The sequence below is a fragment of the Rhodococcus sp. B7740 genome, assembly GCF_000954115.1.
Taxonomy (GTDB): domain Bacteria; phylum Actinomycetota; class Actinomycetes; order Mycobacteriales; family Mycobacteriaceae; genus Rhodococcoides.
In genome coordinates this window covers 2,298,608-2,310,322 of record NZ_CP010797.1, presented here as the reverse complement: position 1 = coordinate 2,310,322, position 11,715 = coordinate 2,298,608, and the positions used below count along the sequence as shown (strand labels likewise).

General features: G+C 62.8%; 12 protein-coding genes. 3 read left to right on the top strand and 9 right to left on the bottom strand.

The features are described from left to right. The first annotated feature begins 21 nt into the window (after positions 1 to 21). The gene (locus NY08_RS10530; protein ID WP_052683750.1) at positions 22 to 615 is read left to right on the top strand and encodes a hypothetical protein; all 594 of its coding nucleotides are present in this window, start codon (positions 22 to 24) and stop codon (positions 613 to 615) included. Further along, entirely contained in the window at positions 612 to 1,352 is a 741-nt protein-coding gene (locus NY08_RS10525; protein ID WP_082073758.1) for a TetR/AcrR family transcriptional regulator, read from the top strand. The genes NY08_RS10530 and NY08_RS10525 overlap by 4 nt, the downstream gene beginning before the upstream one ends. A gap of 56 nt (positions 1,353 to 1,408) precedes the next feature. Here the strand turns inward: NY08_RS10525 and NY08_RS10520 are convergent, their stop codons facing one another. The 6 genes from NY08_RS10520 to NY08_RS10495 all read right to left on the bottom strand — a co-directional run bounded on the left by NY08_RS10520 (position 1,409) and on the right by NY08_RS10495 (position 7,510). Further along, positions 1,409 to 1,858, bottom strand: coding sequence for a hypothetical protein (locus NY08_RS10520; RefSeq protein WP_144407344.1), 450 nt, complete (start codon positions 1,856 to 1,858; stop codon positions 1,409 to 1,411). 56 nt (positions 1,859 to 1,914) lie between these two features. Then, positions 1,915 to 2,601 (bottom strand): TetR/AcrR family transcriptional regulator, encoded by a 687-nt coding sequence (locus NY08_RS10515; protein ID WP_045196263.1) that lies wholly within the window; start codon positions 2,599 to 2,601, stop codon positions 1,915 to 1,917. Between the two features lie 153 nt (positions 2,602 to 2,754). After that, positions 2,755 to 4,545 carry an N-acyl-D-amino-acid deacylase family protein gene (locus tag NY08_RS10510; protein WP_045196261.1) on the bottom strand — a complete coding sequence of 597 codons (1,791 nt, stop codon included), beginning with the start codon at positions 4,543 to 4,545 and terminating at the stop codon, positions 2,755 to 2,757. A gap of 51 nt (positions 4,546 to 4,596) precedes the next feature. Further along, the gene (locus tag NY08_RS10505; RefSeq protein WP_045200145.1) at positions 4,597 to 5,703 is read right to left on the bottom strand and encodes a PDR/VanB family oxidoreductase; all 1,107 of its coding nucleotides are present in this window, start codon (positions 5,701 to 5,703) and stop codon (positions 4,597 to 4,599) included. Continuing rightward, entirely contained in the window at positions 5,700 to 6,578 is an 879-nt protein-coding gene (locus NY08_RS10500) for a metal-dependent hydrolase (protein WP_045196259.1), read from the bottom strand. Before NY08_RS10500 ends, NY08_RS10505 begins: the two co-directional genes overlap by 4 nt. A 2-nt stretch (positions 6,579 to 6,580) precedes the next feature. Beyond that, positions 6,581 to 7,510, bottom strand: coding sequence for an alpha/beta fold hydrolase (locus NY08_RS10495; RefSeq protein ID WP_235387159.1), 930 nt, complete (start codon positions 7,508 to 7,510; stop codon positions 6,581 to 6,583). Between the two features lie 137 nt (positions 7,511 to 7,647). Between NY08_RS10495 and NY08_RS10490 the strand changes: the two genes are divergently transcribed. Then, positions 7,648 to 8,322: a TetR/AcrR family transcriptional regulator gene (locus NY08_RS10490; RefSeq protein WP_045200142.1), complete on the top strand. Its 675-nt coding sequence runs from the start codon at positions 7,648 to 7,650 to the stop codon at positions 8,320 to 8,322. A gap of 97 nt (positions 8,323 to 8,419) precedes the next feature. Here the strand turns inward: NY08_RS10490 and NY08_RS10485 are convergent, their stop codons facing one another. From NY08_RS10485 to NY08_RS10475, 3 genes are all read right to left on the bottom strand, one after another. Continuing rightward, on the bottom strand, positions 8,420 to 8,866 hold the full coding sequence (locus NY08_RS10485) for a hypothetical protein (protein WP_144407343.1): 447 nt from the start codon (positions 8,864 to 8,866) through the stop codon (positions 8,420 to 8,422). 112 nt (positions 8,867 to 8,978) lie between these two features. Continuing rightward, a complete protein-coding gene (locus tag NY08_RS10480; protein WP_045196255.1) occupies positions 8,979 to 9,743 on the bottom strand; it encodes an SDR family NAD(P)-dependent oxidoreductase in 765 nt (254 codons plus the stop codon). Positions 9,744 to 9,779: 36 nt separating this feature from the next. Then, positions 9,780 to 11,540: a hypothetical protein gene (locus NY08_RS10475; RefSeq protein ID WP_045196253.1), complete on the bottom strand. Its 1,761-nt coding sequence runs from the start codon at positions 11,538 to 11,540 to the stop codon at positions 9,780 to 9,782. Between the last annotated feature and the right edge of the window lie 175 nt (positions 11,541 to 11,715).

Genomic DNA, 11,715 nt, shown 5'->3' with positions numbered 1-11,715 from the left:
ACGATCGAAAGAGAGAACACGATGCCGACCACAGGCGGCGACGATGCGTCCGGGACGGACACAGAACCGGCCACACCGCAGGAGACGGCCACCGACGAGTCGCCTTCGCAGGACAGGCCTGCTCCGGTCCCGCGTTCTCGGGTCCGTGCGACACTGCGGGCGGCCGCTGCAGTGCTGGTCTGCGCACTGATCGCTGGATGCGCCTACTTCGGTTACCAGTTTTTCCAGTCGGCACGCGAGCTCGACGCCCGCGACACCGCGATGACGACCGGTCGGCAATACGCCCTCGATCTGACCTCGTACGATTACCGAACGTTCGATGAGACAATTACCAAGGTGACCGCGAACTCGACCGAGAAGTTCGCGGACGAGTACACGAAGGTCGGTGAGGTGCTCCGCGATGCAGTCACGCAGGCGAAGGCGTCTGCGGCAGCGTCGATCGTGCAGGCCGGCGTGGTCGAGGCCGACGAGGATTCCGCTGTTCTGCTCTACTTCATCGATCAATCGGTCACCAACACTGCAACACCAGAACCTCGTGTGGACCGCAATCGACTGCAGATCGGATTGGTACGTGGCGATGATGGCTGGCTGCTCGACGATGTTCAATTGCTATGACCGATAACGGGTCCGTCGGGGCCTCCGCAGATTCGGCATTACCGCCGACGCCACCGGCACGGCCTCGAACGCAGGCCCAGCGCAGCTCGGCGATGCGCGCAAAACTACTCGATGCCACCATCGAGTGTCTCGACGAATTCGGTTACGTCGGGATGAGCACGGCGCGGATCGCGGAAAAAGCCGGGGTCACACGCGGGGCGCAGATCCATCATTTCGGGTCGAAGGCCGACCTGGTCGCGGCCGCCGTCGAACATCTGGTTGCTCGGCGAGCCCAAGATGCTCTCGATCAGGTGCGCCAGTTCGACATGTCGAAGGACCTGATCGGTCAGATGCTCGATCTTCTCTGGGACCTGCACAAAGGTCCGGTGTTCGTCGCCACGGTGGAATTGTGGGTGGCGGCCCGGACGGATCCCGAACTGGCACCACTGCTCGACGACCTGGGCCCGGCCATGATGGAGAGTGTGATCGGTGCGTTCAGCGTCCGCGATCCCAACGGCGGCGGAGCTCAGTGGAGGGTCCTGCGCAACATCGTCTACCTCGCCATGGACGCCATACGCGGCATAGTGTTGGCCACCTTCGCCGACCGCGACCATCTCAAGCGAGACCGATTGTGGGCCCGGGCGCGTGGACAGCTGCGGGCGTTCGCGCAGATCGAGCTCGCGAACGCAGCAATGGCTGCCGACGTGTCCGCGTTGTTCAGATCGATTCGCCCTCCTGGGGTCACCCCATCGACGTAGGGCACACACGAGGCGGGGCGCGGTCTTCGATGTGTCCCTCGCGCAACGATGCCCGATCATGTAGGTCCCCGTAGGACACGAGAACGTGTGGTCTTGACCCGCAGCCCGGGTACGCGAGCTACTGCTGCGCTCAAGTGAGCAGAGGACTCGGCGATGGTAGCCATGCTCGGAGCCAACTCGGCCAGATGCGGGACCAGGGCAGCCACTGCCGCGTTCAATTCCGAGATCTGTTCGAGCGCTCCGCCCGTTGCACCGAGTCGCTCCAGAACACCATCCGGCCCCAGCAGCACGTCGATCGCATCTGCCGACCCGCCGATCCGGTCGAGAACGCCCCCCTCCGCCACGAGCAGGTCAATCGAACCACCCGGTGACAACGCGCGGCCGAGCGGTCTGTGCGGTGCCAAAGACAGCGCGATGTGCACCGCGTTCGCGGCATAGGTCACGAGCGCTCGCGACCGTTCGACGACGACGCTGTCGAGGGCGGTACCCGCTGCACGACCGAGCACGCACATACCTGTCTCAGACTTCAGATGTCGGCCGCTTTCCGAAAACATGCTGTGGATCAACAAATCTCGTCGGCGGTCATCCCGCAAATTTCGTCGGCGGTGATCCCGCGTATGCCGCCCTCCAACATTGTCGCCACACATGCGACGAGTTCATCTGCGGTGACGAGTTCTTGTGTGGCCCACCAGTGAACGCAGAGCCTCACAGTTCCGAGGATGGCAAACGCAATCGGAGCGGTGCCCGCTGTGCTCATTTTCTGCGCGCCGAGAGACGTGCCCAGCGCTGCAGTGATCAGCCGTGCAATTCGGTAGTCGGTATCGGCGATGAGCTTGCTACCCGACGCTGCCGAGTGCGTTGTGACGAACAGATAGGCGGGCCGGTCATGCGTGAATACCTCGACATACGCTCCGGTCACCGCCCGAATCACTGGGTGATCGGTCTTCTGCGACGACAAGGCTGATCGAATCCGCGGTTCGATCTCCACCGAGACGTAGCGCGCTAGGGCCGTTTCGGCCAGATCGGAACTGTCGACGAAATTCCTTCGCAGCAACGACTTCGATACCCCCATCTCGCTCACGATGACATCGAGGCCGGGGTCGTGGCCGTGAGATCGGACGACAGCGAGTATGTCGTCGATCAGGGAATGTCTGCGGTCGATTTTCGATCTCCTCCAACGCTCCACAGTGTCGAACTCTGTCGATGCGCTCAGCGCTTCGTCGATGTTCTTCGGTTCGTCGATGCTCATTGATTTCCCTCCGGCTACACCTCTCACCCGTCCCGCTGGGTCACACGTCGGGCGCGCCCGCGTCGGCGCGGGGTGACCTGCACTGTCGAAATCTGTTCGACAGTCGAACTTTCCGGAACTTCGCAAATCGACCCGGGGTCTTCTGATCGCGTACTAGACCTTCGACGTGAGCCGCAGCGCCCGGTTTGCTGGATCGCTGCCCGCGGTGTCGGTCGGCGGTGAACCAGCTTTGAGGAACCGTCCGGTGCCATCGGTGTCCGAGGTGAACCGCCCCCGGCGATACACAATTCTTCCCGCGATGACCGTGGCGTCGACTGCGTCGTCGTTGCGGTTGACCATGCGAGAGATTCCACCGAATTGTTCGATCGGTGCTTCGTATACGCCGTCGACGCTCGCGTTCAGGCCTGACGGGTCGATTATCACCACGTCGGCGCGGTCGCCGAGACGCAGATGGCCGGCATCGATCCCGTACCACTGGGCCAGTTCGCCGGTCAGTCGGTGCACGGCGTGCTCGACTGTCATGAAGCCGGTGTCGTGAACTCTTTTGAGCAGTCGAATCGGATAGTTGTAGAACGCCATGTTGCGCAGGTGCGCTCCGGCGTCACCGAACCCCATCTGCACTCCGGAACTTCGGGCGAGCCTGTCGGCGAATTTCGGTCGGTCATTGGCGATCGTTGTTCGCCAACGGAGCTTTTTGCCGTACTGGACAACCAGATCGAGGTAGGCGTCGACGGGGTGAATTCCGCGGGAGTCGGCGAGTTGCCCGAATGTCTTACCGACGATGGCTGCATCAGGGCTGGCCACGATGACCGCGTCGTAGAAGTTTCGGTGCCATATGCGGGGGCTGAGTTTGTCGTCGTAGTTCTTGCGGAACCATCGGCGATAGTTCTCGTCGCCCAGTAGTTCGTTTCGTTCGACTTCGTCCTGCAGATGCAATGCAGCGGCACCGGCACCGAACTCCTCGAACACGACGAGGTCGATACCGTCGGCGTACACGGTGAACGGGACGGGCAGGTGTTGCCAGCGAAAGTCGGTCTTGGCGAACTTGTTCAACAGGGGAGCCGCGGCAAGCATGAAGTAGACGATCGGTGGGTATGCCTTGGAATCCGCGGCCGAGAGCAGTGATGTCTTCAGCTTGGGCCGACCGCCGAACCCGGAGCTTTCGGCGAAGAACGCGGCGATGTTGGGATGAAAGTTGATGGTCGGCGCGCTTTGCAGGATGCGGCCACGATCACGCAGGATTCGATTGAGGAAACGCATTTCACGCCACCGCGAGTACGTCGAGGGCAGTGAGCGTGATCGGAATTCCTTGCCGTCGATCTTGTCGAGCTTGTTGGTCATCGACGACAGACCCAAAAAGCCGGCGTCGAGGCTCTCGGTGAGCATCTCACCCATCGCATCGAGTTCGATCTGCGAGGGGCGGTACCTATCCGAGGTGGCCTTGGCCATGCCCAGCACCGTGGTGCGGATATCGGAATGGCCGATGAACGCCGCGATGTTGGGACCGAGCGGCAGAGATTCCAGGACCGATACGTAGGCGGAGGGACTCGTCCACGTTCGGTGGTCGCTGAGAATGTCGAGCATGGACTGGCGCGGGATGGCCTCGACTCGACTGAACAGATCCGCGCACTCTTCGGGGCTGGAGAAAACGGTCGAGAGTGAGCAGTTGCCGATGACCACGGTCGTGACGCCGTGCCGCACCGACTCCGGTAGGGCCGGATTCACGAGGACTTCCGCGTCGTAATGGGTGTGTACGTCGACGAATCCGGGCATCACCCACTTACCTTTCGCATCGACGATCTCGGTGGCGCTCCCCACAGGTAGTGGATCCGCAGAGATCTCGGCGATTAGTCCGTTGCGGATGCCCAGGTTGCGCATCCGTCCTTCGGCTCCGGTGCCGTCGAACCACAGCCCGTTCTCTACGACCAGGTCGAAGTCGTGCATCGGTGGTGCTCCTTTCGAGGGTGGGGCGTTGGCGAGTTGTTCGAGGCGCGATCAGAGGTCGAGCACGAGCCGATCACCCTGTGAGCGTGATACGCAGATCAGCATGTGGTCGGTTCGCTCTGCGTCGGTCAGAGCGCCGTCACGGTGATCCGGTTCGCCGCCGAGTACTCCGACGATGCAGGTGCGGCAGAACCCCTGCCGGCAGGAGTACGTGGTGTCGGGTTGCACCGCAACGATCGCGTCGAGTGCGGATACGTCGGCGGGCACGTCGACGACTCGACCGGACCGGGCGAGTTCGACCGTGAACGCTTGCCCGTCGACAATCGGTGGCGCAGAAAATCTTTCGTAGTGAAACTCGCAGTCGGCGAGGGCGTCGGCACCGATCCGCAACGTACTGATCATCGGAGCGGGTCCACAGGCATAGATCGCTGCGAACGGGCGGATGCCGGTGAGAAGTTCGGCAGACGTCGGTAGGCCGTCGACATCGTCGGTGCGGATGGTCACCTTGTCGCCGAATGCGAGCACCTCCGCTACGAACGGCAACGAGTCGGTACTGCGGCCGGTGTAGACCATCGACCAGCTGATGCCGAGGCTGTCCGCGAGGCGGAGCATCGGCAGGATGGGGGTTATCCCGATACCACCTGCGACGAAATGTAGATGCCGGGCCGGTGACCCGTAGCCCGGCACCGCAAAAGCGAACGCATTCCGCGGTTCCGAAATCACGATCTCGGTCCCCACGTCCAGAACGTCGTGCACCTCCACCGACCCGCCCCCACCGTCGGGTATTCGCCGCACAGCGATCCGGTATCGGTCCGCCTCGGCCGGATCTCCGCTCAGTGAGTACTGACGCCGCAGGCCCGAGGGGAGCGTGAGATCGATATGGGCACCGGGTCGCCAGGGCGGGAGAGCTTCGCCGGAGGGTCGAGTGAAGGTGAGGGCGACGACGTTGTCGTCGTGGGCTTCGACACTGCGGCTGCTGACGACGACCGCGAGAGTTCTGTCCACCGGTTGCCCGGCAGGCATCGTTCTGCGGAGCATTCCGACCGCGGCCATGTGTGCGTTCATCAGGGTGGAGATGACACCGAGAAACAGATCCCGGCGGCGGCGTCCGTACAGATGCGGCGGCGCATCGGTGGGAATCGGAAAAGCGTTGGTCATCGCGCTGCCGCGCGCGCTGCCGGGGACCATGCGAGGTAGGCGACAGCCTGGGCGGTGTTGCCTTCGTGTTCCGGCGAGTAGGAGGGTTTGAGATATCGCGCTACCCCCCAGGTCATGTGGGCAAGTGACGGTAAGGCGTCGCGCTTCATCGCTTTCGTCCAAGCAATGTAGATGCGCAGGTATCCCATGTTCTTCAGCGCTGGGTCCTGGCGGACTATGTACTTCGTGCCGCGGAGCATGAGAACCAAGAATCCGACGAACGCGATGATCATGGCGATATTGCGGCGGAAGTATCCGACCCCGAAGTATTGCGCGACGTCGTGCGCGACGTTGCGGTGCTCGACCTCTTCGGCACCGTGCCATCGATAGAGATCGATCATGGTGGGGTCGCCGCCCAGCTCGTCCCACTGCGAATTCAGTGCGTAGTCCCCCAGGAAGGCCGTCATGTGCTCGATGGCCCCGATCAAGGCGATACGTTCGATCAGTTGCTGACGTCGACGTTTCGGTGAACCGGTGGGGCGTGGGCCGAGAACACGGCGCATGAGAAATTCGGCCTGCGCGGCAAACGGGCGGGGATCTATTCCATGGGTGTCCAGAAAGTCGTAGAGCACCACATTGTGGGTCTCGGCGTGCATCGTTTCCTGTCCGATGAAGCCGCGGACATCTTCCCGCAGCCTTTCGTCCTCGATCAGCGGGAGAGCTTCGGCGTAGGTGGAGCAGAACCACCTCTCGCCCTCCGGGAGCAGTAAGTTCAAGGCGCTGATGGTGTGCGAGGCGACCGGTTCGTCGGGAAGCCAATGCAGCGGTGTCGCTGTCCAATCGAATTCGACGTTGCGCGCGGTGAGCGAGACGACACCTGGATCGAGGGGGTCCACGGCTAATCCTTTCCTGTGTGCTTGTCGATGAAAGCTGTTGCGGCCGAAGCCACCAGCTCGGGGTCCTTGAAGGGAAGCCAGTGCCCGGACTTGACTCGACGGATGTCGACCTCGGCGGTCCACTGGTCGATGTTCGAGAACGAGGCCGGACGCACGGCCGGGTCTCGAGTGGGTATCAGCAACTGGGTCGGTACAGAGGTGAAACGGTCGTGCGGAAACAGAACGGTGCGGAAGATGTTGGCGCGGTATATACGCAGGCCCGAGACCATGTCGTCGGTCAGCGTCTCGGCCAGGTGGATGTCTCGGCGGTCGATCCGTTCGACGATGCGCAGGAACAACGACCACAGATAGCGCGTTCCGAACACGCGGAAGAACGCCCGCGGCAGTACCCCTGACATGAAGAAGAGCGTGTACATGCCCGAGATGACTTGAGTGGCCCACTGCCACAGCGCTTTCGGGGTTCGTGCAGTGAGCCGTGACTGCATCCACCGACCCATGTGATGCAAGCTCGGTCCCGAGATCGATGTGAACGACGCGATGCTTCGGTGGGCTCCGGGCCTGCACACGGCGTCCCATACCTGCACCGAACCCCAGTCGTGCGCGAGAACATGAACGGGCTGATCGGCACGAACGCTGTCGACCACGGCAAGGAAGTCGTCTGCCAATTGCTCGATCCGCATCTCCGCGACAGTTCCTCGACAAGTGGACCGTCCGTGACCGCGGGTATCGTACGAGATCACCCTGAACGAGTCCACCAGACTCGGCACGACGCCATCCCACAGGTGGTGGGTGTCCGGCCAGCCGTGTACGAGAACGACCGTCGGACCGTCCGGATTCCCCTGCTCGAAGACTGCGAGCTGCGCACCGGCCACGTCGACGGTCCACTCGTGAAGCTGCTGCCGCGGCCGGCCGTGGGGCAATGGTGTCGACACGGGACTCCTCTGTCATCCGAACCGCTAGTACGTAAAACGTTACCGCGGGTTACGCTGTAACCATGGCGCAGATCGGGCAGCTGTGTCAAGCATCGGCCCTTCACGCCGAGACCGACGGGCGTTCTACACTGGCCGCCGTGCCCGAGCCTCGGAGATCTGCATCAGCCAGACAGACACGTGCCCGCGAGGAATTCGTCGACGCGGCCATTCGAGTCATCGACGCCGATGGTCCGAATCCGAGCATGAACGCCATCGCTCACGAAGCAGGTTCGACCAAACCCCGCCTGTATCGCCAGTTTTCGGACAAGTCCGATCTGTTGGCAGCGCTCGGTCAGCGCATGTCCGACGAGGTGTACGAACGTGCTGTGTCGGATTTCAATTTCCTTCTCGATGCGCCGTCGTCATCGCTGCGACATGCGATCCGCGGATACTCCGACGTCGTCGCCCGACATCCCAACGTCTTCCGTGTCCTGGCTCGATCCCGCTCGGCGGCAGAGGACGATCCGTCCGCGGCATTCGACATCGGCCGAGACGTCGCACGCCGCTTCGCCGCAGTGGCAACCTCGGTGATGAAGTCCGTCGGCCTCGAGACCGACGGTGTCGAATTCACCAGCCGAGCGGCGGTGGGAGCCATCGTGGCCACGACCGATCTATGGCTGGAGGAGGAAGACGGGGCCACTGACATCGACCGGTTCTCCGATCAACTCACCGACTTGATCGGAGGGCTCCTGCAGGCATTCCTACGGCGAAACGGCGTCGAGATCGACCCGGAGAAACCGGCATTCATGCTCCTGGCCGAGCTGAAGAAGTAAGACCGCACCCGGCGGAAGACGAGACCCTTCCGGCCCAGCCCTGAGCACGAAGAAACTCCGACCCTGCGGGGCAGAGTGGTACGCGGCCAGCGGTTCGTCATCGAGGCCACCCCTGCACCAATGTCGCAGTACGTCGATGCAAATCGTTGAAACGCCCCACCAGATAGGTCAGCCATGCCAGCTCGCTCGGCGGCTTGGGTATCAGCGTCGAAGGCAACGCGGCGATCGCCTCGGGTGACAGCGAGCGATAGCCGGCCGGATAGGCGGTGATGTCGCTTGACAGCACCGGAGGTACGGATCGGATGTCGTACACGATCGCGAACTCGAGCTCGTGTTGATTGGGATGCGAAAACACGGCGACGAACTCGAGCCGACCCCACTTCTTGACGTCCCAGGAGACCGCACCGGTATCGATCGCGGCACGAAACAGCCAGTGCTGCATGTGGGTTCGCGCTTCACCACCCTCGTTCCAACGCTCGACGTCGTAAAATCCGTCGAGGCACCGAACTCGATCCCGGTGCAACGTCAACAGGTCAGGCACCATGTCGGGCACTAGTTGCCCTCGCCTGCTGATCGACGCGCTGGGCATCGCCGATACCCCCTCATCCTAAAGATCAACATGACAGATACCGATTGCGGTCGAGCCGGAACGCCCCCTATCGGGGAGCCATCCGTACTGCGCCGTCCATTCGGGTCGTTTCACCGTTGATGTAGTCGTGTTCGACCAACATCTGCACCAATTGCGCGAATTCGTCCGGCTGTCCCAGACGCGCGGGGAACGGAACGCTCGAGGCCAGTGCCGCGCGGTATCCCGCGTCCATCGCCGCCAGCATCGGGGTGTCGACGGTGCCCGGGGCGATGGTGTTAACCCTGATTCCGTACTGTGCCAGATCGCGCGCCGCGGTGATGGTCATCGCGTGTATCCCGCCCTTGGAGGCAGCATATGCCGCCTGACCCACTTGGCCTTCGAATGCCGCCACGGACGCGGTATTGACGATCAGTCCGCGTTGTCCGTTCTCGTCGACCGGATCGAGCCTTCGCATTCTGTCGGCCGCCAGTCGCATGACGTTGAAGGTGCCGAGGAGGTTGACGGTCATCACCGTGCGGAAGATTTCCAGATCGTGCGGCCCGTGCTTGGACACGATGCGGCCGGCCCATCCGACGCCCGCGCAGTTGACCGCGATTCTGATCGGATGGGTCGGATCGACCAGATCGAGAGCGGCGATCACCTCTGCCTCGCTCGTGACGTCCGCCGCCACCAACGTGACGTTCTCGGGGGCGGTGTTTCCGGCGCGTTCGATCGAGTGCGGTACATCCAGACCGAGGACGTGAGCTCCGTGCCGGGCGAGCCTGCGCGCCACCGCGGCACCCAATCCCGATGCCGCACCTGTCACTACCGCCGTCGTTTCTGACATCTCCATACAGACTCCCTGTTCAGCGTCGCTATGCAGCCGATTTCACTCGGTATCGATCTGACTAGAAATGAATTCGGCGAGGTACTGCCCGCTGTAGTCGCGCTCACCGTTGCTCTGAATTTCTGCTGCCCCGATGGTGTCGGCATGGGTGTAGCCGGGCAGTTGCCGCTCGATCGCGAGCGATGGTGCGGGGAAGAACATGCCGGCGGATTTTCTGATCGGGCTGTCACCGGCGAGCAGCACCAGGTTGGGTTTGGTACGGCTCATGCCGGCGGTGGCAAGGTGCGACAACTCGCCCGTTCGCGAACCGCCGTATGCCCCGCCAATGTCCTTGAGGAGCTCGAGCGGGAAATACGTCTCCCAGTACCCATTCGGGCTACCGGTCGAGAGCACCTCGGCCAGCTTCGTAATGTCAGTAACCTCGTGGTCGGGCGAGGTGTAGGGCACATCCCGAACATCGCGGTAGTCCCGCCACGTGTAAAGCACATTCGAGTCGGTGGGGGCGACACGGGTTTGCTTTCCCGCGGCCAATTCCAGAAACGAGCCCAAGATGGGGACTTGCGTGACCGACCCCGGCATCGGGAAGGTCATTTCTTCCACCGGGCCACCCCCGAGGGCGCCCAGGCTCATCTGGAACAACGAGAAGCTGATCGAGTTGTTGTCGAGGAGTACACCGAGCAGCGCCTGGTTGGTGAACCGGTAGCTTCTGATTGCCGCTGGGGCAACGACGTCGGAGGCGAATTCCGCTGCGCTACGGGCGAACAGATAGTTCAGTGACAGTTCCAGCCCGGCGTCCTGCGGAATGTGTTGCAGTAAGCGGCTTTCCCCGTTCGGATCCAGGTGCGCGGCCAAGCCGGCCAGTCTGAGCAGCATGAAGGTCTTGGTGCCGAGGACGGGGGCTTCGCCGAACGTTCGAGGTACGACGCCTGTGTTAAGGCCGGCATCGAGGACACCGGCTGCGGCACCGGTGACCAGGTTTGTCAGGCCGCCGAGCAACGGGGTGTTCTGCAGCGCTGCAGGGTCGGAGCTGATCATCGAGTCCTGCGCGGCGAAGGACTGGCACTGGTTGTACCCGGCGTCTGCTGTCGTGGCGCGATTGCCGTCGAAGTCCCAGTCGGAGAACAGTCCTGTCACGAGCCCGCCGAGTGAAATTCCGGTGCAGATCGCTTTGCTCTGTCGGACTTTCTGATCGGGCAGCTCGTGGAGCATCACCTCGTACTGATCACGTACCACGCGTGGTAGCCCCATGGCGTCGAGGGCCCGTAGGTCCTCGCCGCGCCGAAATCCCGGAAACGTCTGGCCGTCGATCTGCTTGTCGCCGAAGTAGTAGTCGACGGCGTCGAGGTAGTTGCCAGTGCGCAGGGCCTCGTCGAACCCGGCCGTCTCGTCCAGACACGCCGCCCGACGGGCAAGCGACCAGAATTCGATGTGCTTGCCCTGGTCCAACGCAGACAGCACGGTGTTGCGGGCCACCGGTTCTGAGTGCACCGCCCCCGCGCCGAGTCCTTGTTGCTGCACCACGACCGCGTCGGCGTCCGAGGAATTCTCGGCCCCCTCCGCCGGCCGATACCGCCAGTAACCGACTCGATCGCACGCCGAGGGATAGGGCACCCCCGGAGCGGAGAGGGGAAGGGCCAGCGACACGTACGACACGTCGACGCCGCCGCTCGAGCGGATCAATGTTTCCTGACGGTCGAATGCGGTGCTGACCGGAGCCGGATCGGCCTGCGCGAGCGGGGCCGTACCGAGCGCCAGAGCTGCCGCCACCACGATGATGGTGGCGGCGCGTGTGAATGTTGACATCGTTCCCCTGTGTGCTGATGAGTGTCGGGAACGCGATGCATACTCCTGGCAAACTGTGCGATCCGATTGCGGATGGCCCGACGCGCTCCGATGTGATCAGTGCAACATGAGCCGATCGAGGGGGCTAGAGGCAAATCACCGACCGTGCAAACCATTTGTATGTGCAATTCGACAA